The 23,643-nt window shown below is 68.7% G+C and carries 19 protein-coding genes; 11 read left to right on the forward strand and 8 right to left on the reverse strand.

What is annotated here, in order from left to right:
* The 3 genes from V9G19_RS02385 to V9G19_RS02395 form a co-directional block, all read left to right on the forward strand.
* Positions 1–1,095: sulfatase-like hydrolase/transferase (locus V9G19_RS02385; protein WP_462283898.1), on the forward strand; the 1,095-nt coding region annotated here is incomplete at its 5' end.
* 195 nt (positions 1,096–1,290) lie between these two features.
* The gene (locus tag V9G19_RS02390; RefSeq protein ID WP_462283899.1) at positions 1,291–2,913 is read left to right on the forward strand and encodes an acyl-CoA carboxylase subunit beta; all 1,623 of its coding nucleotides are present in this window, start codon (positions 1,291–1,293) and stop codon (positions 2,911–2,913) included.
* A gap of 52 nt (positions 2,914–2,965) precedes the next feature.
* Positions 2,966–3,775: a thioesterase II family protein gene (locus V9G19_RS02395; RefSeq protein ID WP_462283900.1), complete on the forward strand. Its 810-nt coding sequence runs from the start codon at positions 2,966–2,968 to the stop codon at positions 3,773–3,775.
* A gap of 945 nt (positions 3,776–4,720) precedes the next feature.
* Here the strand turns inward: V9G19_RS02395 and V9G19_RS02400 are convergent.
* From V9G19_RS02400 to V9G19_RS02410, 3 genes are all read right to left on the reverse strand, one after another.
* Positions 4,721–7,681, reverse strand: a complete 2,961-nt coding sequence (locus V9G19_RS02400; protein WP_462283901.1) for a helix-turn-helix transcriptional regulator — start codon at positions 7,679–7,681, stop codon at positions 4,721–4,723.
* A 94-nt stretch (positions 7,682–7,775) separates the two neighbouring features.
* Positions 7,776–9,326, reverse strand: coding sequence for an MFS transporter (locus V9G19_RS02405; protein WP_462283902.1), 1,551 nt, complete (start codon positions 9,324–9,326; stop codon positions 7,776–7,778).
* Between the two features lie 246 nt (positions 9,327–9,572).
* Complete coding sequence (locus tag V9G19_RS02410; protein ID WP_462283903.1) at positions 9,573–10,247, reverse strand: TetR/AcrR family transcriptional regulator; 675 nt, start codon at positions 10,245–10,247, stop codon at positions 9,573–9,575.
* Between the two features lie 77 nt (positions 10,248–10,324).
* Here V9G19_RS02410 and V9G19_RS02415 point away from each other — a divergent pair, with 77 nt between their 5' ends.
* Positions 10,325–11,191 (forward strand): oxidoreductase, encoded by an 867-nt coding sequence (locus V9G19_RS02415; protein WP_462283904.1) that lies wholly within the window; start codon positions 10,325–10,327, stop codon positions 11,189–11,191.
* Positions 11,192–11,217: 26 nt separating this feature from the next.
* Here the strand turns inward: V9G19_RS02415 and V9G19_RS02420 are convergent, their stop codons facing one another.
* Positions 11,218–12,162: a hypothetical protein gene (locus V9G19_RS02420; RefSeq protein WP_462283905.1), complete on the reverse strand. Its 945-nt coding sequence runs from the start codon at positions 12,160–12,162 to the stop codon at positions 11,218–11,220.
* Between the two features lie 188 nt (positions 12,163–12,350).
* On the opposite strand from V9G19_RS02420, the gene V9G19_RS02425 reads away from it, so the two are divergent.
* Genes V9G19_RS02425 through V9G19_RS02440 form a run of 4 tightly spaced genes read left to right on the forward strand, consistent with a single transcriptional unit; the run spans position 12,351 to position 16,884 of the window.
* Positions 12,351–13,847 (forward strand): class I adenylate-forming enzyme family protein, encoded by a 1,497-nt coding sequence (locus tag V9G19_RS02425; RefSeq protein WP_462283906.1) that lies wholly within the window; start codon positions 12,351–12,353, stop codon positions 13,845–13,847.
* A 5-nt stretch (positions 13,848–13,852) separates the two neighbouring features.
* Positions 13,853–15,130 (forward strand): type III PLP-dependent enzyme domain-containing protein, encoded by a 1,278-nt coding sequence (locus V9G19_RS02430; protein WP_462283907.1) that lies wholly within the window; start codon positions 13,853–13,855, stop codon positions 15,128–15,130.
* Positions 15,127–15,597, forward strand: a complete 471-nt coding sequence (locus V9G19_RS02435; RefSeq protein ID WP_462283908.1) for a cobalamin B12-binding domain-containing protein — start codon at positions 15,127–15,129, stop codon at positions 15,595–15,597. Before V9G19_RS02430 ends, V9G19_RS02435 begins: the two co-directional genes overlap by 4 nt.
* A gap of 12 nt (positions 15,598–15,609) precedes the next feature.
* A complete protein-coding gene (locus tag V9G19_RS02440; protein ID WP_462283909.1) occupies positions 15,610–16,884 on the forward strand; it encodes a hypothetical protein in 1,275 nt (424 codons plus the stop codon).
* 25 nt (positions 16,885–16,909) lie between these two features.
* Here V9G19_RS02440 and V9G19_RS02445 read toward each other — a convergent pair whose 3' ends face one another.
* From V9G19_RS02445 to V9G19_RS02460, 4 genes are all read right to left on the reverse strand, one after another.
* Positions 16,910–17,548, reverse strand: a complete 639-nt coding sequence (locus tag V9G19_RS02445) for a 4'-phosphopantetheinyl transferase family protein (RefSeq protein ID WP_462283910.1) — start codon at positions 17,546–17,548, stop codon at positions 16,910–16,912.
* On the reverse strand, positions 17,545–18,384 hold the full coding sequence (locus tag V9G19_RS02450) for a metallophosphoesterase family protein (protein WP_462283911.1): 840 nt from the start codon (positions 18,382–18,384) through the stop codon (positions 17,545–17,547). The genes V9G19_RS02445 and V9G19_RS02450 overlap by 4 nt, the downstream gene beginning before the upstream one ends.
* A 9-nt stretch (positions 18,385–18,393) precedes the next feature.
* Positions 18,394–20,022: an outer membrane protein assembly factor BamB family protein gene (locus tag V9G19_RS02455; protein WP_462283912.1), complete on the reverse strand. Its 1,629-nt coding sequence runs from the start codon at positions 20,020–20,022 to the stop codon at positions 18,394–18,396.
* 93 nt (positions 20,023–20,115) lie between these two features.
* Positions 20,116–21,627: an AMP-binding protein gene (locus V9G19_RS02460; protein WP_462283913.1), complete on the reverse strand. Its 1,512-nt coding sequence runs from the start codon at positions 21,625–21,627 to the stop codon at positions 20,116–20,118.
* 272 nt (positions 21,628–21,899) lie between these two features.
* Between V9G19_RS02460 and V9G19_RS02465 the strand changes: the two genes are divergently transcribed.
* The 3 genes from V9G19_RS02465 to V9G19_RS02475 are packed head-to-tail and all read left to right on the forward strand — an operon-like array spanning position 21,900 to position 23,603.
* Positions 21,900–22,157 carry an acyl carrier protein gene (locus V9G19_RS02465; RefSeq protein WP_462283914.1) on the forward strand — a complete coding sequence of 86 codons (258 nt, stop codon included), beginning with the start codon at positions 21,900–21,902 and terminating at the stop codon, positions 22,155–22,157.
* Between the two features lie 4 nt (positions 22,158–22,161).
* Positions 22,162–22,467 (forward strand): hypothetical protein, encoded by a 306-nt coding sequence (locus tag V9G19_RS02470; protein WP_462283915.1) that lies wholly within the window; start codon positions 22,162–22,164, stop codon positions 22,465–22,467.
* The gene (locus tag V9G19_RS02475) at positions 22,464–23,603 is read left to right on the forward strand and encodes a hypothetical protein (RefSeq protein WP_462283916.1); all 1,140 of its coding nucleotides are present in this window, start codon (positions 22,464–22,466) and stop codon (positions 23,601–23,603) included. Before V9G19_RS02470 ends, V9G19_RS02475 begins: the two co-directional genes overlap by 4 nt.
* Positions 23,604–23,643: the final 40 nt, after the last annotated feature.

The following is a 23,643-nucleotide window of genomic DNA, read 5'->3' on the forward strand; positions in this document are numbered from 1 at the left end:
GCCCTGTTCGGCAAATACCTGAACCTGATCAAGCAGCCGCCGCTCTTCGACGAGTTCGTCACGATCGTCGGGGGTGGCGCCGGGCCTGGCACACCGAAGTGGTACTACAACTTCGTCGCCACCTTCAAGGGCGGCACCACCCAGAAGATCTACGGCGACCCCAAGACCGGGCTGAACTACAACACGACGTGGATCGGCAAGCAGGCGACGAACTACCTCGACCGCGCGCTCGCCGACCCGGCAACACCGTTCTATCTGGAATTCGACCCGACCGCACCGCACACGCACGACGCGAACCTGGCGTACACGATGGTCGAGCCCAAGTACCGAACGCTGGCCGTGCCGGGGTGCGTCAAGCCGCCCGTCGAGGACGACCGCACCGACAAGCCCCGCTTCGTCCAGGCCAACTTCGCCGGTGACTTCGGCTGGAAGACCATTTGCCCGACCTCGCAGCGAGCGTTGAAGTCCGTCGACGACTGGTTCGCCAAGGTCGTCACCAAGCTGACCACCGCCGGCGTCCTAGACAACACGGTGATCGTGTTCACCTCCGACAACGGACTGATGAACGGCGAACACCGGCTGACCAAGAAGTTCGTCGCCTACGAGCCCTCGGTCCGGGTGCCGCTGATGATTTCCTTCCCCGGCACCTTCGCCCCGGGCAGCCCTGCGGACCTCGAGTCGCAAACCGCCAAGGTCACTAACATCGACATCCTGCCGACGATCCTCGATCTGGTCGGCCTGACTCCCGACCCCGCGCTGCCCGCCATCGACGGGAAGTCGCTCGTCACGACCCCGACCGGGCACACCAAGCTGTTGTCGGAATACTGGTTCGACCGGTGGACGAGCGCCAAGCCTGCCCCCTATCCGACCTGGGCCTCGCTGTATGACGGTCAGTACAAATTCATCGTCACTTACTCGGACACGCCCGGGACTGCTCCGGTGACCCAGGAGCTTTACGACACGATCGCCGACCCGGCCGAGCTGACCAACCTCATCCCGCTGGCCTACGGCACGCCCTCCGCGACCCACGACGTCGCCGCGTGGTCCCAGGCGCTCGAGACCGAGCGCGACTGCGTCGGAACCACCTGCAGCTGAGCGGTTTTCGCCCCAGACCGGATCTGCGGATCGCCGCAGCACGGTAGCTCCGGCCGCTGACGCGGCATACCCCTAGCCGTCCACGACCCACCCTGCTGGTGGGCGCTGGGGTGGGCGCGCCGGAGGTGAGGGGTTCGCAATCTGCCTGGTGCTCACTAGAAATGGCGTCGTCCCGATCGCTTAAAGGAGCATCCGATGACCATTGTCGAGACTCGGCCGTATGCCGAAGCACCAGACACCGAGGCGGCCTTCCTTCGCGCCGTCGAGCCCGATATGACCAGCCGGCTGATCGAGCTGCGTCGCCTGCAGCAGCGCGCCCAGGACGGGCCCTCGGAGCGGGCCACGCAAGCCCAGCACGACCGCGGGAAGCTGACCGTGCGCGAGCGGCTTGAGCTGCTCTTTGACCCCGGCACCTTCCGCGAGATCGAGCAGTTGCGCCGGCACCAGGCCGTTGGTTTCGGCCTGGAGGACAAGCGCCCACCGACGGACGGGGTCGTTATCGGGTGGGGAATGGTGCACGGCCGCAAGGTTTTCACGTATGCCCACGACTTCCGCATCTTTGGCGGCTCGCTTGGTGAAGCGCATGCGGCCAAGATCCACAAAGTCTTGGACCTTGCCCTGGCCGCGGGTGCGCCGATCGTCGCGCTGAGCGACGGCGCCGGCGCGCGGATCCAGGAGGGGGTGACCGCGCTTGCGGGCTACGGCGGGATCTTCCGGCGCAATGTCGAGGCGTCGGGGGTCATCCCGCAGATCAGCGTCATGCTCGGCCCGTGCGCCGGCGGCGCGACCTACTCCCCTGCCTTGACCGATTTTGTGTTCATGGTCAGGGACATTTCACAGATGTACATCACCGGGCCGGATGTGGTCCAGACCGTCACCGGGGAGAGCATTACCCACGACGAGTTGGGTGGGGCGCTGGTCCACACGAGCCGGTCCGGCGCCGGTGGCTTCCTCTATGACAGCGAGGAGGAGTGCCTGGAGGATGTGCGTTATCTGATCTCACTGCTTCCGGCCAACAACCTCGAGCCGTCGCCGGTCGAGGAGTGCAGCGACCCGATCGATCGGGAGTGCCCGGAACTTGCCGATATCGTGCCTGCGCAAGCCAATCAGGCATACGACGTCAAGAATGTCATCGAGTCGATCGTCGATGACGGCGACTTCTTCGAGTTCCACCAGTTGTGGGCGCCCAACATCGTCTGCGGGCTCGCCCGGGTCGGCGGGCGAGTCGTCGGCGTCGTCGCCAACCAGCCGATGCAGCTGTCCGGCGTGCTCGACATCCCGTCCTCGGAGAAGGGAGCGCGCTTCGTGCAGATGTGCGACGCGTTCAACATCCCGCTGCTGACGCTCGTCGACGTGCCGGGATTCCTGCCCGGCGGGGATCAGGAGCACAACGGGATCATCCGTCGCGGCGCGAAGCTGCTCTATGCCTACTGTGCCGCCACGGTGCCACGGGTGCAGGTGATCCTGCGCAAGGCCTACGGCGGTGCCTACATCGTCATGGACTCGCGCTCGATCGGTTGTGACGTGTCTTTTGCCTGGCCCACCAACGAGATTGCCGTGATGGGCGCCGAGGCGGCGGTGAACGTGATCTTCCGCAAGGAGATTTCGAAGCATGCCGACCCGGAAGGCCATCGCGAGGGGCGGATCGCCGAATACAAAGGCGAGCTGATGCACCCCTACTACGCCGCCGAGCGCGGCCTTGTCGATGAGATCATCGACCCCGCGCACACCCGTGAGCGGGTGATCGACGCCTTCAACATGCTCGAGTCGAAGCGCAAGTTCACCGCCCCCCGCAAGCACGGCAACCCGCCACTCTGATCCGAGCCGACCCACCCTACAATCCCACACTGTCATCCCACAAGGAGACCCAATGACTGCCCTTGCCACGCGCCCGAACTCGTCGATCACGAGTTCGCCGATCACGAGTTCGCCGATCACCGCCCGGGAGAAGTGGATCCGTCGATTCCATCCGCGGCCGGATGCGGCCTACCGGCTGGTGTGCTTTCCCCATGCTGGGGGCTCTGCCAGCTACTACTTCCCCGTTTCGCGCACGCTGAGCAGCACCTTTGACGTGTGCGCCCTGCAGTATCCGGGACGCCAGGATCGCCGGATGGAGCCCTGCCTCGACTCGGTCGCTGCGCTCGCCGATGGCGCCGCGCAGGAGGTTTCGGGTCTGATCGACCGGCCCACGATCTTCTTCGGGCACAGCCTGGGTGCGACGCTCGCGTACGAGGTGGCCCAGCGGCTTTGCGCCCGGGGGTTGGCGCCGGCGCTGCTGTTCGCGTCCGGCCGGCGCGCACCGTCGACACCTCGGCCGAGCGAGAACGTGCACCTGGGGAGCGATGCCCAGCTGCTCGACACGCTGCGCACGATGAGCGGCACTGCGCCGGAGCTGTTTTCTGACGAAGAGCTGATGCGGACGGTGCTGCCGGCGGTGCGCGGCGACTACAAGGCCGCCGAGACCTATCGGCACCCTGCGACCTGGGGTCCGCTGCCGGTCCCGATCACAACCATGAACGGGTTCGAGGACCCTGAGGTCACCGGCGAGGAGGTCGACGCCTGGCGCCGGCACACCACGGCCGAATACCGGACGCACTGGTTCGACGGCGGCCACTTCTATCTCAATGACCACGCCATGGACGTCATGGCGCTGATCCGCGAGGCTGCAGACACCCTCTGACGCCTCGCCTCCCTCCACCCGACCCGGCGCCGCGACCCGGCGCCGGGTCGGGCTTGTCTGTCCTCGGCCGGCAATAATGCCGCGACGGGGGTAACACACGGGCTCAGTTCCGTCCGGCCTCCCGGTCACTCACGAGCTCTTCGATTCTGTGGCCCGGGCCGCCCCGCGCGGCGGCCACCGGGGGTGGGGAAGAGGGGGCCTTTGCTCGCCATCCATGTCCCGCGGCCGTGCTCGGCCCGCTGTCACCCGGCCCGCGGCCGATCATCCGCCGCTCCGGGACAACGACACGGCGCCTACTGGCGGGTAGGTCCTCGCGTCCGGCGCCCAACATCGGTCCAGTCACCACGCCACTCACCGAACTCGTCGAGTCAGTGACCCGGGCCGGCTGCGCCGGCCACCGTGGGGGCGGGAAGCGGGGGTCCGGTTGCCAAGCGCGTGGTGCAGGGCGACCGGCGGCGTTCGGCGGACTCGGCCGCGAATGCACTCGATCGTGACACGTGGCGGCGGTCGATCCTCGACCACGGCTGTTCATCGCTGAAAACCGGTTCTCACCGATCATGGTCGCGACTTCGGAGAGTTCGCCACGAACGGGTCGACCAGCAAGGCCAGGCCGGCGTCGGAGAAGTCCGCTGTTGCGGGTGGCCAGGCCGCAGGCGTTCACCAGGCAAATGGCGGCGATCATGATGTCCGCCATTGGTTTCGGCGTGCCTTTGCGTTCCTGCCAGGCTGTCAATTCTCGGTAGATCGGCGGCCGAAACGCTGAAGTCCCGCCAGGACCAGGCGCGTCACTCCAGGTCCGCCGGCCGCTGCACCTGAGTGCGATCAGGTGGCTCACGGTCAATCCCGCCGGGCGACATCGCGGGTGAGGGTGTCGCGAGCTTCCGCCCCATCGACACCCCGCGCCGCCGGGCGCGCTCCTGCAACCGACGCTTCACGTCCTCTGCGTTACGCGCTCAGGGCGGTGGTCTCGGCGGGGTCGGTGTGCAGCAGGCTCCACAGCTGGTCACGGCCATCGACACCCAGCTTGCGGAAGACCCGGGTCAGATGTTGCTCGACCGTGCTGACCGTGATGAACAGCTTGCGGCTGATCTCCTGATTCGTGTGCCCAAGGGCCGCCAACTCGGCCACCCGCCGCTGTGCCTCGCTCAGGCCTGCGACGCCGGAGTTTGCACTAGCGCCCCGAGCCGCAACCGCACTGCCGCCGATGCCATCAGCGCTCGCTGGCCCGGGGACGGAACCGTCACCCGCAGCTGCGACTCGGGCGTGATCCCCGGCCGCGAGAGTGGCCACACCCGTTCCGGCACCAGCCACGCCCCCGCTCGCACCGCTATCCGCGGTGCCCCCAAACGCCTCACCCGCCGCGCCGACACTCGCGCCGCCGGCACTCGCGCTGCCGGCACTCGCGCTGCCGGCCGACCGGTCCCCGACCATCGGGCGGGCCGTCTCGATGAGTTGGCAGGCCTTGCGCTCCTGCCCCGCCCGGCGAATCGCCGCTCGGGCGCGGTCGAGTTCACTCAGTGCCTGATAGACCTCGGCCAGCTCCTTGAGGCACTCAGCCAGGCCGTAGTGGTCCAGGCTCTGCTCCAACTCGCCAACCGCCTTCTCCAGCAAGCCGCGCCGCTCCAGCAGCGGCCGGCAACGCGCGAGCAGCACCCGGGCCCGTCCACGGGTACGGGCATCCTTGGGGCGCACCTTCTCGGCATACGTCCGAACGAGTTCCTCGGCAACGGCGTTGCGGCCCAAGGAGATGTTCACTTCGGCAAGATCCAGCCGCCACGGCACGATTTGCTCCAGCGCCAGGTCACGCCCGGCCAGCATCGTCTGACAACGCTGGAAGTCCGCCATCGCGGCCAGGCGGCGTTCGGCGCTGAGGTGGTGGACGCCGCGCGCCCGCACCAGCCCCAGCCCATGCCAGCCATCGAATGCATCGGGGGTCACTCGGCGCAGCCAGGACTCGGACGAATCCTGGCGACCCAAGCGGGAATTCGCGATCAGCAGGGTTGCCAGGGGATGGCCGACCAGGCGGCCCCAGTTGTCCAGCGAGATGGTCTCCATGCCCCGCTGCGCGGCGTCGGCGGCATCGATGAGCCGACCGCGTTGCAGCGCAATGGCGGCCAAGTGGCTGCGCATCATCGCTTCCCAGGCGCGGCTGCCGCCCCGTTTGGCCTGCTCGAGGAACTCCCCCGCCCACCGTGCCGCAACATCGAGGCGGTCGGCGACGGTCAGGATCGTCAGGGCGCGGTTGATCAGCTCATAGCTCTCCACCGAGAGCACGCAGCTCTGCACCAGCGCCTCCGCGCTGTCGGCGTCCGCCGCGAAGCCGTCCCGCGAAATCGCCAGGGCCGAAGACATCCACGGCGCCACCGCCGTGCTCCCCGGCTGCAACCACTCGTCCGGTATGCCGAGTGGCTCGAGTCCGGCATACCACCGCCTCGCGGAGGCGAGCTGAATGCTCAACCGCGGATCGGTCAGCTTCTCCCTGGTCACCAGGAGGTCCTGTGCCGCAGCGGCGTTGTCGTCGTCTCCGGCCCACAAGCAGAGCCGGCACAGCTGGATGACCTCGTCATCGGTCAGCTCCCCCGCCGCCATGGCATCGACCAACTGTGCGATCCGGGTGCCCGCGTGCGCGGGCCCGACCCGCCAGGAAGTATTCATGCGCAGCACCAGACCGGCGACGCTGCGCGCGGAGGAGGTCCGGGACACGGCCTCGGCGCACCGCTCGGCGAACGCGATGTCGTCCATCCCGAGCGCGCGCCGGCCGGCACTGATCAGCACTGATAGGGCCCATTCCTCATCGACCCCGCTGCCGGCCAACACATGCCGAGCGATGTCGATCGCGTCCACACCACGGTCGAAGAGGACCCGGGCGATCCGGTCGTGCAGGGCGGTCTGCTCCGCCGCCGAAATCGTGGCCGCGACAGCGTCCGCCACGGCGGCATGCCGCATCCGCCCCTGCGCTAGAAGGCCGGCGTTGTCGAGCACTCCGAGCAGCTTGCGCACCTGGTCGGGGCTTTGGCCCACGATGTCCGCAATCGCCTCTGGCGCAAGGGCATTGACCGTCACTGCGGACACGCGGGCGACGGCCAGCAGGTCATGCCCCCACCCCTGGAGACCGGCGAGCACGGCTTGGCCGAAGGTCGCCCCGGCGACCACCGCCCCCGAATCCCCAGCCCCCGCCGCGGCCACCGACGCCTGCCAGTCCTCCACGAGCGCCTTGACCAACGTGGGGCTGCCGCCGGTCAGCTCGTGCCAGGTCGCGACCGACTCGGCGACCTCCGGACCGAGCCGCTGCACCATCCGGCCGATGTCCGACGCAGTGAGCGGCTCCAGGATCACGGCCGTGACCGGCATACTGGAAATCTGGTTGGCCAGCACCGGTATTCCCGACTCGGCGAGATTCCGGCCGGCGAGGATCAGGAGCAGCGGGAGGGTCCGCATCCGCCGCGCGAGCGCGGCGAGAACGTGTTGCGAGGCCAGGTCGACGAAGTGGACGTCGTCGACGAGCACGACGCTCGCGGTGCCGCCACCGATCTCCAGGAGCTGGGAGGAGAGCTGGTGAGCCATCCGTGCCGCCCGCGGCGGCAATCCGGACCCGAACTGCCACGACTGCTCGCCGCACAATCCCTCGGCGCCGATGAGCCCGACCGGGTCCAGATCCACATCGGGGCTGGAACGAAGGAGCTGGTCGACGATCCCCCCCATCAGGTGTTGCTCGGTGGCCGATCCGGTGGCGCGCAATACCTGCCCGCCGTCGGCGTGAATCGCCACCGACAGGTCCTCCAGGACCTCGGACTTGCCGCAGGACAGCGGCCCGGTGATCGTCGCCACGCCGCCCCGGCCGGAACGCGCGTTGCGGTAGCACGCGAGCAGCGTGGCCACTGCACTGTCATGGCTGGCCGCGTTCATCCGGTTTCACCTTCCTGCAGGTCCGTGCGATTGGTCTGACTGCCGATTCCCCCGCGGGCACCCCGCTCGCGGGGGAATCGGGACGTGCGTGTGCTCAGGCAGCCACCGGTTCCGGCGCCTCGACCGGCTCGGCCACGGGGGCCGGCACGCCCTTGGGCAGGACCACCAGGTTGACGACCGCGGTCGCGGCCAGAACGACGGCGGCGGCCAGGCAGGTCCAACGCATCCCGATGAGGTATGCCGATTCGGCCGCGTGCCGCACGATCGTCGCGATGCCGCTGGGCAGGCTCTGGGCGACGACCTGGGCGCCGGCAAGGGTCTCCTCGGCCGCGTGCGCGGCCTCGGCGGGGACCCCCTGGGGCAGGGTGTCGGCCATCTCCGAGCGGTAGACCTTGGCCAGCAGCGACCCGAGCAGGGCCAGGCCGAGCGCCCCACCGAGCTCACTGGATGTCTCCAGCAGGCCGGCGACCGAGCCGGCTCGCTCCGGCGGAGCGGCGCCCATGATCACCGTGCTGACGATCGAGAGGATGGCGACGATGCCACCCGAGATCAGGCCGGCGGCGCTCAGGGGGTACCACAACGCCGAGTCCGCCGCGGCCCGAGAGAGCATCACGAAGCCACCGGCCGACACGATCATCCCGCCGGACATGACCGCCGCGTTGCCGAGCTTGCCGGACAGGGCGACCGCGACCGGGGCGGCGCCACCGACGACGACCGCGGGAGCCAGGCTCCACAGGGCGGCGCGCAGCGGGCTGAGGCCGAGGACGGACTGGAGGTACTGCGTCATGACCAGCGCCGAGCCCATCATGACGAACATCGCGATGACGTTGACCGTGACGCCGCCACCGACCGCGCCGTTCGCGAGCATCCGCAGGTCGACGAGCGGGCTGGCGCTACGCAACTGGCGGACGACGAAGACGATGCCGGCGAGGACGCCCGCCGCGCCATACGCGAGCAGTTCCCGCGAGGTCCCCTCGGTGGCGATCGACTTGATGCAATAGATCACCGGGAGAATCGCGGCGAGCGCGAGAACGGCGCTGAGCGCGTCGAACCGCGGCCGGGTTTCACTGCGGAACTCCGGCAGCAGCATCGGGCCGGCGATCAGCAACATCACCATGAACGGCAGGTTGATCAGGAAGACCGAGCCCCACCAGAAGTGCTCCAGCAGGATGCCGCTGACGACCGGGCCGAGGGTGACGCCTCCGGTGAGCACGGCGCTCCAGGTGGCGATCGCCTTCCCACGCTGGGCCTCGTCGTGGAAGATGTTGCGGATCAGGGCGAGCGTCGACGGCATGAGCGTGGCCCCGGCGATACCGAGCAGGGCCCGGGCCCCGATGAGAACCTCGGCGGTGTGGGCGTATGCCGCGACGGCCGAGGCGGCGCCGAAGGCGGTGGCACCGATCAGCAGCAGCCGGCGACGACCGATCCGGTCACCGACGGCGCCCATGCTGATCAACAGGCCGGCAAGCACGAAGGCGTAGATGTCCAGCGTCCACAGCATCTGCGATGCGGTGGGCTGTAGGTCGGCGGCGATGAACGGGACGGCATAGAAGAGCACCGACACGTCCATCGACACGATAAGCATGGGCAGGCACAGGACCGCGAGTGCGATCCACTCCTTGCGCCCAGCGAGTTGGGATTGCATGTCTGTTCCTTACTGTGGGTGTGGCGCGTTTCTTGGCGCGACGGCTGGACCGGCGCACGCCGGTTGGGTGCTGTTCACACCGCCGAGATGTCGCCGTACCGATCGAGAAGATTCAGCGGACGGGCCGGTTGAGATCAGCCCGCGTTCAGCCCTGAGCGAACTGCCTTGAGGGTCAAGGGGATAGCAACTAGGGGCCGCAGGCGGCCGGGCCTCATCGATTGTTTTTCTCTACTGGGGCAATGCTGTTCAGCCGGCAGTGATCCCGCGCAGGACGATCTCGATGGCATAGTCGAGTTCGGCATCCGCATTGGCCCAGTCGCGGTCGGCGGCTGCGGCCAGGGTCGGGAACCGGTCGGCGACCGCCATACCGAGCCACGTTGCCGGCTCGCGCCGGGCGGTCAAACCCTGCGCGATTGCCGAGTAGGTGCGCACCAGGCCCTCCAACAGCAGGGCCACGCGCATCCCGTCGAGGTCCTCCCGGTCGGCGAGCGCCAGCACGAGCGTCTCGATCCAGGCGAACGGGCGGGGTTGGCGCGGCATACCGGACGGTCGGACATCGGCCATCCACGGGTGCTGTCGATAGCGATCCCGCAATGCCCAGACCCACTCGCGCGTCCGGGCATCCCAGGTCTGACCGGTCAACGGGGGCGGGTCTCCCGCCGCGGCATCCACCATCAACTCGACGAGGATGTCCTTGGAGTCGACGTAGCGATAGACCGCGCCTGTCGTGACGCCAAGCTCGGCGGCGACGTTGGCGAGCGTGACGCTCTCCAGTCCCCCGCGGTCGGCAACGCCGACGGCCCGCGCCGCAACATCGGCGATGGTCCAGCGAGCCTTAGGGCCACGGGCCGGACCGGGCTCGACGCCCCACAGCAGCCGCAGGGCACGATCACCGTTTGCGCCGACGGGTTGACAGGTCATGGCAGGCACTGTAACAATCTGTATTAGTGATTCACAGTTAGTGAATGGCACGGATAGCGAACCGAATGGAGAGACCCATGACCAACCACACCATCACCGCCCTCGTGACCGGCGCGTCCTCGGGCATCGGCGCCCGCGTGTGCGAGCTGCTCGTTGCCGAGGGCGTGCAGGTCTTCGGCGCGGCCAGGCGCACCGGCGCGGTTGCCACCATCGACGGCGTCGTGCCGGTCCGGCTGGACCTGGAAGACCCGCAGAGCATCCGGGCCGCGATCCGGACCGTCACCGACGAGGCCGGCCCGATCGACATCCTGGTCAACTGTGCGGGCTACGGCGAGTTCGGCACCATCGAAGAGACCGGCATCGACGACGCCAAGCGCCAGCTCGATGTCAACGTCTTCGGTGCCATGCAGCTGATCCAAGAGGCCTTGCCCGGAATGCGCAGCGCCCGCAACGGGCGGATCGTCAACGTCTCCTCGCTCGCCGGCGAGTTCTCCTCGCCGCTCGGCGGGTGGTATCACGCGAGCAAATTCGCCCTCGAAGCCCTCTCCGACGCGCTGCGTGGCGAGGTCGGCCAGTTCGGAATCGACGTCGCGATCGTCCAGCCGAGCTATGTCGCCACCGACTGGCACGATGTCGCGATGGAGCGCCTCGCCGAGGCATCCGGCGCCGGCCCCTATGCCCATATGGCGAGCGCCATGCGGACCTACTTCGCCAGCGGCCGAGTCGCAAAGCAGATGAGCACCGTGGACGAGGTGGCGCGCGTCATCGTCAAGGCCGCGACCGACACCAAGCCCAAGACCCGCTACCGGGTCGGCAAGGGCGCCAATGTCGCCGTCGCCATGGCGAAGTTCCTGCCGGACCGCGCTTTCGACAAGCTGACCGCGATGCAGTTCGGCTACAAGCCCGCGCCGCAGGCCAACGAGCCGTCGACGCTGCTGGTCTGACCTCACCCCTGGTGGCATGACCGCGTTCATGCCACCAGGGGGAGGCGGCGCCGGGGACGCAGCTGCGCCCGAACTCCCCACTGCCGCACCCGGAAACGCTTGGTCGTCCCCGGCACCCGGGTGAACAGTCCGTCCTCGCCGGCGACCGCCAACTGGGTGACACCCCGCTCGGCGAGACCGTCGAGCGCACGTGGCCAGTCGACCATCTCGTCGCACCCGCGCAACAGCAGATTCCGTATGCCGCTTCCGCTCGTCAGCAGCTGCCCGTCCTGGTCCCCGACCACCGGGACTGCCGGGTCGCGAAAGTCGATGTCCGCGAACACTTCCGCATCGAGGCGCTGGCGCAGTCCGGCGAAATAGCGCGCGTGCATGGGGGGTTTCATCGTGAACAGCGGCATGGCGCCGTGCTTGCGGGCCGTCGCAACGACTTCCTCGAGGTCGGCCGCGTCGAGGGTGATCATGACGAAGTCCTCGTCCACTCGGCAGGACAGGTCGGCCGGCCGCTCGCGGCTCTCCAGGCCGGCCATGATCTCGGCCACAACGTCGGGGCGCAGCCGGCCGAAGGACTGGGTGACCAGACTGGGGTGGCGGGTCGTGAAGTAGTCGTCCATTACCGCGGCCATGCGCGCGGCCATCCGGAAGCCGGCCCCCACGGCGACCGACCCGGAGCGGATCGCCACCGCGCGGCAGCCGAAGCTCGGCCCGGCCAGTGCCACCGGTGGCTCGTCCAACTCGGTTTCGATCGACTCGGCGAGCGCAAGGGTCGCAGCTAGAAAACCCAGCTGTGCCGCAGGCGAATACGCGACGTCGTCGGCCAGCCAGGCGGCATCCAGCCGGTGCTCCAGCGCGTCCTCCGCCTCGGCCAGCACCTCCCGGCCGGCGGGCGTCAACAGCAGGAAGCGCAGGTATTCGCCGCGCTCGACCGGGCCCATGCCCGGGAACACGACGGCCACTGCCTCGGTGTCGCTCATCGGCGTCCCCTCTCCTGGTTGCGCTCAGGTAGACCCGCCGACCGCCCCGTCCGGGCGCCGGATGGCCGTAGTGGGACATAGGGGTTCCGGATCTGGACACCTCCTCCTACCTTCGTCGTCAACGCCCCCGGGCCACCCGCCCGGAGCGAAGTTGACAACTGCGACAAGCGGATAACGAGGAGTAGGCGATGGATACGACGGACTACGGGAGCGGCATACCCTTTGTGCACTCCATCTTGGACCGGGCCTGTGAGCAGTATGCCGATGCGCCGGCCGTGCGCGACGACGACGGTGTCTGGACCTATGCCGAGGTCGCCCGCCGCAGCCACGCGATGGCGCACTGGCTGGCCGGGCAGGGGGTGCGGCCGGGGGATCGGGTCCTCGTGCAGATGGAGACCCAGCGCGACCTGGTGGCGTTGTTCATGGCGGTCTCGCGCGTCGGCGCGATCTTTGTCCCGTTGAACACCGCGATGAAGGCCTTCCACCTGCAGGCCGTGCTGCGCGACGCCGAGCCGGTGATCGTCATCGGTGGTGGTGAGTTGACGGCGGCGCTCGCCGAGTTGGCAACGGTGCCCGTGCACGACCACACCGAGATGACCGGTGACGGTGACCTGCCCTGTGCGACGCCGCAGACCCTGGCCGGCAGCGATGTCGCGGTCATTGTCTACACCTCGGGCAGCACCTCGCTGCCCAAGGGCGTGGTCGAGCCGCACGCACAGGTCGTGTTCGCGACCTACTCCCTCGGGGCGGCCCTCGGCTACCGCGCCGACGACGTCGTCTTCTGCCGCTTCCCGATCTCGTGGGACTACGGGCTCTACAAGGTGCTGCTCGTGTTTGCCGCGGGGTGCGAGATCGTGCTCGCCCCGACCGGGGCCGACCTGACGCTGCTGAAGCGGATCGTCGAGACCGGCACGACCGTGCTGCCGCTCGTCCCGTCGCTGGCCGGGATGCTCACCACCTTGGCCCGCCGCCAGCCCGGCCTGACCGCCCCGGTGCGGCTGATCAGCAACACCGGCGCCGCCCTGCCCGAGGCCACCATCGCCCAATTGCGCGAGGTCTTCCCGGGCGCGCGGGTGGTGCGCCAGTTCGGCCAGACCGAGTGCAAGCGGATCACGGTCATGCCTCCGGAGGAGGACACCGAGCGTCCCGGCTGCGTCGGGCTGCCGATGCCTGGCACCCAGGTGCGCATCGCCGGGCCCGACGGGCAAAGCCTGCCCGCCGGCGAGGTCGGCGAGATCGTCGCCAGCGGCCGGCACGTCATGGCCGGCTATTGGCGCAATCCCGAGTTGTCTGCCCGGACCTTCCAGACCGACCCCGACGGCACCCCGATCCTGCGCTCCGGAGACTACGGCTGGATGGACGCGGACGGCTACCTCTATTTCGAGGGTCGCCGCGACGATATGTTCAAGCGCAAGGGAATCCGGGTCAGCGCCCTGGAGATCGAGGCCGCAGCGATGGACGTCCCGGGCGTGTCCAATGCCTGCGTCGTCCCGCCCGGTGAACGGCACGACCTCGGCATCTGCGTCGTCACCGACCTCAACGAGAAGGACGTCATCCGCGAGCTGCGGTTGCGCCTGGAGCCGGCCAAGGTGCCGGCGATCTGTCGGCGCGTCGACGCCATCCCCCTGACCACCCACGGCAAGCACGCGGTCGACCAGTTGCGTCCGCTGCTGATCGGAGCCTGACCACCATGATCGCCCACGAGGAATTGACCCGCCGCTTCGGGACGCCCCTCTATGTCTATGACCTGGAGCAGGTCCGCGCCGGTCGCGACCAGCTGTTCGCTTCTCTCCCAAGCGGATTCCGCGTCTATTATGCATTGAAAGCAAACCCGCACCCCGACATCGCGATGGCGGTGCGAGAGTCGGCGCCCGGCCCGGTCGGCGCCGAGATCAGCTCGGTCGGTGAGCTGTCCGCCGCCCTGGAGGCCGGTTTCGCGCCGCACGAGGTCCTCTACACCGGTCCCGGTAAGACGAGCGAGGAGGTGATGATCTGCCTCGACGCCGGCGTCACGCACTTCTCGATCGAGTCGATGGGCGACTTCCACCGGATCGCCGAGCTCGCCCGGATGACCGGGCGCGTCGCCGAGGCCATGCTGCGGATCAACCAGAGCGCCACCGGCAGCGGTAGCGGCATCCAGATGATGGGCCGCCCCTCGCAGTTCGGCATCGACGCCGAGACCCTCCCCGAGATCGCCGAGACGCTGCGGACCACGGCGGGGATCCGCGTGGTCGGCACACACTTCTATGCCGGCAGCAATGTCGTCGAGGAGGATGCTCTGGTCGGGGAGTTCCGTCGCGCCGCCCGGCTCGCCTACGAGCTGCGCGAGACCTACGGGCTCGCCATGGAGGTCGTCGACCTCGGCGGCGGCTTCTCCTCGCCGTATACGCGGCGGGGCGAGCGGACGGCATACCCGAAGCTTGCGACCCGGCTGGCCGCCATGCTGGACGAGGAGTTCCCCGGCTGGCGCGACGGCGACACCCACTTCGCCGTCGAGTCCGGCCGCTACATCGTCGGGGAGAGCGGCACGCTGCTCACCCGGGTCACCAACATCAAGGACAGCCGCGGAAAGCGGTTCGTCATCGTCGACGCCGGCGTCAACACCCTGGGTGGGCTTTCCGGCCTCAACCGGCTGCTGCCGATGTCGGTCGAGACCCTGCACGAGGGCGAGGCGGACAATGTCGCCAGTCTCGTCGGCCCGCTCTGCACGCCCGGCGACTGGCTCTCGCGGGACACCGCGCTGCCGCCGCTCCTCGAGGGCGATCTCGTCGCGATTCCCAATGTCGGGGCGTATGGCCCGAGCGCCAGCCTGCTCGGTTTCCTCGGCCGTCCCGCGCCCACCGAGGTCCTCATTGAGGGAGAGACCGTCGTGTCCTGCTCTCGGCTTGAGCTCGTGCGCCGGGCCACGGTCATCGACCAGCCGGTCATCCCCCTGCCCGTCCAGCACCTGCGGTTGGTGCGGTCATGACCGCCGTCGCGACCCCCACGAAGGAGCACCTCGATGAACTGCCGGCACCTACCGTCGTGGTCACCTCGGTGGCATCGGACTCGCACATGTGGAATCTCGTCTATGTCCAGCTGCTCGTCGAGGAGCTCGGCTATCGGGTCGTCAACCTCGGTCCGTGCACACCGGAGGCACTCGTCATCGAGGCCTGTCGTCTCCATGCTGCCGACCTGCTCGTGGTCAGCACGGTCAACGGCCACGGCTACCTCGACGGGCTGCGGCTGATCACCGCGCTGCGGGAGTGCGCCGACCTCGGCCATCTGCCCGCGGTCATCGGTGGCAAGCTGGGCATTCACGGCGGGGAGTCGGTGGAGGCCCTCGCCCGGCTCACCACGGCCGGCTTCGACGCCGTCTTTGAGGAACAGGTCCACGGGACATCGGGATTCGTCGAGTTGCTGGCCCGCGGGGCGCAACGCCGCGAGCTGAACTGACAGGAGAGCGTGATGAGTTTCGCGCGTTATATCCGCGACCACAACACCCGCGGCACCCTGGTGGTGCAGCCGCGCATGGGCATGTCCGACCCGATGGCGATGCGCGCCGGCCTGCAGGCCGTGCGCGGCGCCCACGCCGCGACCGTCGGGACGATCACCCTCGACAGCTACACCCGGGTCAACGCCCTCAACGCGGCCGCCGAGGCACTCGCCCGGGGCGATGCGCTCAACGGCTACCCAATCGCCTCACATACCCCGGAGGTGACGGCGGCCGTGCTACACGGCATACGGGACAACGACTTTCCCGTGCAAGTGCGGCACGGCTCGGCTCGGCCGCAGCACATTGCGCATGCGATGGCCCGGGTCGGCCTGTCGGTGACCGAAGGTGGGCCGGTCTCCTATTGCCTGCCCTACAGCCGCACGCCGCTGGCGAGCGCGATGGAGGACTGGCGGGAATTCTGTGACCTGCTGACCGACCTGAACGATGACCCGCACGTCGAGACCTTCGGCGGCTGCCTGATGGGCCAGTTGTGCCCGCCCAGCATGCTCGTCGCGATGAGCGTGCTGGAGGCCTGCTTCCTCGCCCAGCGGGGGCTGCCGTCGGTCTCGCTCAGCTACGCCCAGCAGATCGACCCGGGCCAGGACTACGACGCCGTGGTCGCGTTGCGTTCTCTCGCAGCGGAGTTGCTCAACGTCGACTGGCACGTGGTCATCTATACCTACATGGGACTCTATCCCCGCTCAGTGCCCGGCTCGCTCAGCGTCCTGGAGCAGTCGGTGCACCTGGCCCGCAGCACCGGCAGCGAGCGATTGATCGTCAAGACGTATGCCGAATCGCGCCGCATCCCGACCGTCGCCGAGAACGTGCATGCCCTCGAGCACGCCGCGCTGACGGCTGCACAGAGCCCGGACATCGTCGTGCCGCGGCCGGAGGGGATGTCGCAGGTCGAGCGGGAGGCCCGGGCCCTGGTCCAGGCGACGCTCGAGTTGCACCCCGATGTCGGCCAGGCGCTGTTGATCGCGTTCGAGCGGGGCATGCTCGATGTGCCCTATTGCCTGCACCCGGACAACCCGGGTCGGGCACGGAGCGGCGTCGACCCCACCGGCCGGATCGAGTGGATCGACATCGGTGGCCTGCCGCTGCAGGGGATCGTCACCCCGGGCACCTCCGCCCGGCTGACCTCCGGCACGCTGCTGGACGCGCTGTCGACCATGCAGCGCCGCCACGACCGGGACCAGGCGGATGGCGAGATCGCCGGCGCGGGTGCCCACGAACTCGCCGCCTGAACGACAATCATCGCCTCAACGAGAATCATTGGGTGACAACGGAGGTGGCGAGGATGCCGTCCTCGACCTGCCAGCTGCCGGTCATCGTCGGCCAGGGCGTCGTCGGGCTCATCACCAGGTCGGCCGTGAACGCGCCATCCGGGGAGAAACGCACCCGGGCCTCGTCGAACGTGAGCCGGTGACGGACCACGGGATACCAGGCCTTGTAGATGCTCTCCTTGGCGGAGAACAACATCCGGTCCCAATGGACGTGCGGGTGGGCGGCGCGGAGGGAGCGGACGTGCTCCTTCTCGGCGTCGTCGGCGATCGCGTCGAGGACCCCGTGGGGGAGCGACTCGTGCGGCTCGGCGTCGATCCCGATCGAGCGCGCGTGCTCGCGGAGGGCGACGGCGGCCGCGCGGAAGCCGCGGCAGTGGGTCATGCTGCCGACGATGCCCTCGGGCCAATGCGGCTCGCCCGCCTGCCCCTTGACGAGGGCGTGGCCATGAACACCGAAGTGGGACAATGCCTTCCGGGCACACCAGCGGACTGTTGCATATTCGGTGCGCCGGTGCGGCACGGCCCGGCTCACGTGCGCCTCCTCCTGCGGCAGCAGGTGGGCGTCGTGCGGGTCGTGCCGCACGGCGTGGGTCGCGACGAAGGGGGGCAGCATACGGTCGATCACGATGCTCCTCGCAGGATCAGTCGCGGCGCCAGTGGGGCGGAGCCCCGCAGTTGGCGTTCGCGGGGATAACCGATGGAGACTTCGTGAAAGCGGACACCGTCGGTGACGCTGTGCCGCGGGATGTGCAGGTGGCCATAGACGACATCGCTCGCGCGATACCGCAGGTGCCAGTCCTCGGTATGGACCGTGCCGCACCATTGCGCGAACTGCTGGTAGTAGAGCGGCTTGGTGTGCTCGGCCCGGAGCGGGAAGTGATTGACCAGAACGGTTTTGGTGTCTGCGTCGAGGCCACGGACCAGTCTGTCCAGGCGGTTCGACGTCAGCGCGACTCGCTCCCGGCACCACGCCTCCCGGCTCGAGTGCGGGTCGGGATGCAGCAGGAACTCGTCATTGCAGACCACTCCGCTGTCGTGCGCCCAGGCCATCGCCTGGGCCGCGGTCATACCCCGCGGCCGGAACGAGTAGTCGTAGAGCAGGAACATCCCGGCGACGACTCGCGGCCCCTCGACCGAGGCAAAGACCGGCGACAGGTCCTCCGGGGTGAGCACGTCCACCTGCCGGCAGGCGGCGACGAGCGCGGTGTAGCGCTCGGCGCCGCGTGCCTGGTTCGCGTCCTCGCGAGTGGTCCACAACTCGTGGTTGCCGGGAACCCAAAGGACCCGAGACCACCGCTGCCGCAACAGCTGGAGGGTGTCCTGGACCTGGCTGACCGTCGCCGCCACATCACCCGCGACGATCAGCCAGTCGCTTGGGTCGACCGGTTGCATCGCCTGCACAAGGTCGGCGTTCTCGGCGTGAGTGACGTGGATGTCGCTCACGGCATAGAGGTCAGCCATCGGCGCCGGTCAGCGGCCGTCGACGCTGAACGCGTAGAGGGTGCCCTCGGTGTTGCTACCCGTGGTGCCGGCGCCATACTTGAACCGGTTGTAGCCATTGCCCCAGTAAACGGTTCCGTCGACGACCGAGGGACCTCCGACCGTGCTGTAGGGCGGCTTGAAGGTCCACAGGATGCTGCCGTCCCGGGTGTTCATGGCATACATGTCACCGGCAGTGTTGGCGCCGAAGACGACGTCCCCGGCGACCGTCAGCGGCGCCCAGGCCCAGCCGTCGGCCGGGTCCGCCACCTGCCAGAGCACGCGGCCGGTCGACGGGTCGAGCGCGGCATACGAGGAGTGGGTCGTCGTCTGGCCATTGGCCAGCTGGTAGGGCGTCTTGTTGAAGTTGGCCTCGGCGACATAGATCCGCTTCATGTCCCAGGCGGTGCCCCACATGATGCCGCCGATGTGGCCTCCGGGGCCGGGGGCGGCGTTCCACAAGACCGTGCCGGTGTTGGCGTCCATCATCCAATATTGGCCGGACTTCTGGCCGGCGCCGATGACCTTGCGCAGCCGGCCCTGGTAGTTGATCAGCATCAGGTGCGCGCCGTCGCCGAAGTCGTAGTCGTCTCCCGGGTTCTGCGGGCAGTTGTTCGGCGGCAGGCCGGGCACGCACGCGGCGTTCCACGCGTCGAAGGTGCGCTTGCCGCTGGCCCACTTCAGGTCGCCATTCCTGGCGTCATAGGCGAGGACCGAGTCGTAGTGGTTGTCCGGGTCGTGGCATTCGGCCGGCGTGCCGCCATTGTCCTGGCAGTCATAGACCGATTGCGGCAGCGAGTAGTTTTGGCCGGTCGTGAAGTACACGGTGTTGGTTGTCGGGTCGACCGTCGGCGCACCCCACAGCGGGGCACCGCTGTAGCCCCCAGGGACCCCACCGTTGTCGGGGACGACGTACTTCTTCCAGATGATCGCCCCGGTGTTGGCGTCGATCGCGTTGACATTGCCGCGGAAGGTGCAGCACTCGTGGGTGGTGTCCCAGGCGAACTCCGACTCGCGGGAGGACACCCCTTGGTAGAGCTTGCCGTTGTAGAGCAGCGGCGCCATCGTCAACACCGACTTGTATTGCGTGTCGATCCGCTTGATCCACTTCAGGGCGCCGGTGGACAGGTCGACCGACATCAGGTTGGCCTCGGTCCAGTCGGTGATATAGATCGCGTTGCGCGCTGTGTCGACGACCGGGCTGGTGCGGGCCACCGACTCCGGGTTGCCGGTGAAGTCGGGGACATACCGCTCCCAGATCTTGCGGCCGGTCTTGGCGTCGGCCTTGTAGAGCCAGCCGCTCCAGTCGGAGAAGTAGATCGCGCCCTTGCTGACGGTCGGAGTCACCGACACGTCGCCGCGGGTCTTGAAGGTCCATTTGACCTTCAGCCGGCTCGCCGTCGTCGAGTTGATCTTCCTCTCGAAGAAGCTTGTCCGCGTGTTGAAGACGTCGTTGCCGTAGTTCTCCCAGGATGTGGAGGAGGTGAAGAATTGGTTGGGATCTGCGGTCGCCGAGGAGGCAACGCTGGTGAGCCCGACCGCGGCCACGGCTGCGGCGGCCGTCGTGAGGGAGAGCCATCGGGCTCGGACCCGGCGTGACGACATGGTTGAGGACGACATGCGGTGATCCTTAAGTGTGGACGGAAGGGGTGGCCTCCCGCCCGGCGTCGCGTCTCGCCGGGCAGCGGCACACCCCTAGAGAGCCCACCCGCCCTAGGATCCGGACGCCTGCAGCTGCAATTCCTTCCGGTCGATTTTCCGGTTGGAGTTCAACGGGAACTCCGGCACCCGGCGATACCAGCGCGGGATCAGCTGCATCGGCAAGGATTGTTGCAGCGTCCGGTTGAAGTCGACGGCGGCCACCTCGCTTCCGGTGTAGAAGACCCGCAGCTGGGTGGTGCCATCGCTCGGCACGCCCACGACGACGACCTCTTGGACACCGGGGACCGCTCGCAGCGCGTGCTCGATGTCGCCGAGTTCCACTCGCAGCCCGTGGATCTGGACCTGGTTGTCGACCCGGCCGAGGAAAGCCAGCTCCCCGCTGGGCAGGCGGCGCACGACATCGCCGGTGCGATACCAGACCTGCCCATCCCGCAGCACGTAGCGACCCTGCTCCTGCTCGCTGCGGACGTAGCCCGCGCTGACCTGCTCCCCGCCGAGCCACAGCTCGCCGGTGTTCCAGGCGCCGTCGTCGAGCGGCACCAACCGTTCCCGCGCCCCCGGTTGGACAGCGCCGATCGGGACGACACCGTTGACCGCCTGCACGTCGGAAACCCCGGGCTGCCAGGTATGCCGATGCGTGGTGATCGTCGTCTCGGTCGGCCCGTAGACGTTGATGATCTGCGATTTGGGTGCCGCCGCTTGCCATTCGGCGGTGTCGCTGCACAACAGCGCCTCGCCGCCGAAGATGACGTGCGTCAGCCACGGCATACAGCCCGGGGTGAGGTTGCCGGTGCGCCGGACCAGCCCGACGACGCTCGGCGCCGAGAACCACACGGTGATGCTGTTGACGTTGATGAACGCAGGCAGGTTGCGGTAGGCGTGCGTCGGGATCGGCACCAGCGGCGCGCCAACGCCCCAGGCCGACCAGACGTCGGAAACGCTGGAGTCCCAGTTGAGGTTTGCCGCCTGGGCGAAGACATCGTGTGCGCCCCAGCCGTATTCCGCGTCGGTGAAGGCGAAGTAGGTGGTCAGGTTCCCGTGCGTCAACCGGACGCCCTTGGGTCGCCCGGTCGAGCCGGAGGTGAACAACACATAGGCGTCGTCGTTCGCGCCGCGCCACACCGGCTGCTTCAGCCGCGGCCGCACATCGACGTGCTCGGGCACCGTCCCGGTCGCCAGCGTCGCAACCGCCGAGCCGACCTGCGGCCACACCTTCGCACCGGCCGGGTCGAGCAGCACCAGGTCGGGGTCGAGGTCGGCGACCATTGCGGCAGTGCGTTCGGCCGGGAAGTCGGCCAGCAACGGGGCAACCGTGGCCCCGGCATACAAGGTGGCGAGAATCCCGACATAGGCCTCCGGGCCGCGGCCGCACAGCAGGCCGACGCGGGCCGGGCGTTCCCGCTCGGGCCCGGTCACCTCAAGGATCCGCTCGGCCCAAGTCAGGGCCAGATCGTGGACCTGCTGATAGGTCCAGGAGCGCTCGCCGATTCGCAACGCCGGCCGGTGCGCGGATCGCGCGAGGCCGGCGCTGAAGCGCGCGTGAATCGAGTGTTCTGCGGTCATCGTCGCTATCCCTTCAATTGCCGACACAGCGGGCAAATATGCTGCGCGGCCTGAGCTTCGCCGGGTGATGGTTGGGCGGACAACCGGGCGCGACCCCAGCGGCGACCCCTCAGTCACCCCACAAAGTTCTACGCTCACAAGCTCGCTCCGATACCTTGCGGGGACCCCGACATAAGCAGGCAGACCCCTAGGTCCTAGGACAGCGCGCCGGAGGGAACGTAGTGGTCGGCTGGGGTGGCCGGCGGTTGACAGGGCTGCGAAGAATTCGGGTCATGACCACGACACCTGTGACCACCTGGGACGCCGACTTCGAGACCACGCTGCGCGGCTTCCTTCCCTTCCTCGACCCAAGTGAGGCCCTGACCGCCTCCACGTCGCTGCGCGACTACGGGCTCGACTCGATCTCGACTGTCGGCCTGCTCGCCGAGCTGGAGGAGCGCTACGGGGTGACCTTCCCCGAGGAGGCGCTCGACCTGGCCAACTTCGAGTCTCCCGGAATCCTCTGGGCCACACTGCAGTCTGCGCGGTGACAGCGTGCGGACAGCAACCGGGATCTCCCCGGCCACCGTTCCGCACCGCACCCCAGGCTGGCAGCTTGCTCCGTATGCCGATCACTCGGCCGCGTTCGTCTTCTCCAGCGCCCCGGTCGGCGTCCACGTCCTGGACCGGCTGACCTGGTTGGTCCTCGAACTGTGCGACGGCCGGTCGGCCGGCGAGATCACCGAGCACGCCCGCACCGTGCTGGGCGAGCGCCCCGACGCCACGGAGATCGTCGACGGGCGTATCGGGCGGTTGCTCGAGGCCGAACTGATTACCCTCGAATCGAGGAGCCCGGCATGACCCTCGCAACGATCGAGTCCGATCTGCTCGCCCGAGCCGACCGACTCACGACCGACCTGGAAAACTACTGTGTGACCGGGCCGTTCGGCAATGGTGCGGCGATCAGTGCCACCGCAGCCACCTACTACCGTGGCCTCGGGAGGGTGATCGCCGACGCGCTCGCAATCGAGCCCGCCGCGCTCGCGGCCCAGCCGGCGCCACAACTGGAGAGCCTGCGGCGGGCCGCCCTCGATGCCGCCCTCACCGAGTTGCTGCGCGGTGAGGTGGACGCCGCGGTGGACTCGGTGCGCCGCCATGCCCAGGTTGGCGACACCGCCGTCCCCGATGCCCTCGCCATCGACGCGGCCGCGTGGAGCGCCGGCGCCGGCTGCGAGTTCGCGCACGCCTGGGCCGGTGACCCGGTCGCGGAGACGCTGGTGCGCCGCTTCGGGGAGACCATGTCCGGGCGCCCGGAAGGCAGCGACATCCGCATCGCCGCACCGAGTGACGGGCAACGCACCGGCCGCGCGGCGGCCGTCGCGTTCCTGCGGCGGGCCGTCCCGGTGCTGAGCGCGGACGTCCTCGCGTGCGCGCCGATCCTTGGCCTGTTCGACGGCGACCTGGCGAGCGCTTTCGCCACCGCTGCGCCTCTGGTCGTCTTTGTCAACTCCACCCTTTTCGACGACCGCTTCCTCGCCGCCGAGTTGCTGCAGCACGAGGCATTGCACCAGAAACTCAACGACATTTCGCTGGCCCGGGCACTGTTCCGCCCGGACTATGTCGATGCCGACAGCGCCACGGCCTCGGTGCCGTGGGCGATGCCCGGAGTCGCGCTGCCCCGCTATTTCTCCGCCGACCGGTGCTTCGCGGCATACCACGTCTATAGCCACCAGGCGGTGCTCTATCTCGGAGCGCTCGCGCGATGCACCGGCACCCCCGAGCTGCCGGCCGCCGTCGACCGGCTCGTGCTGTCGTATGCCCGCGCGGCCTTCTTCACCGAAGCCCTACAGGATCCGCGGATCCGGGCCGAATGGGGCGCCGACGGCGCCCGGCTCGCTGCTTGGCTCGACGGAATCGTTGCCCCCCTCGGCGAATTCGTCCTCCCCGATGGCTCCCGGCTGCGCCACCACGCCGGCGCCCACGCTGCCCGCGCCTGACCTCGGCGCCCCCCAGACTCCGCCGTTCACCCGAGCGACG

Source organism: Nostocoides sp. (genome assembly GCF_037045025.1).
Lineage (GTDB): Bacteria > Actinomycetota > Actinomycetes > Actinomycetales > Dermatophilaceae > Nostocoides_A.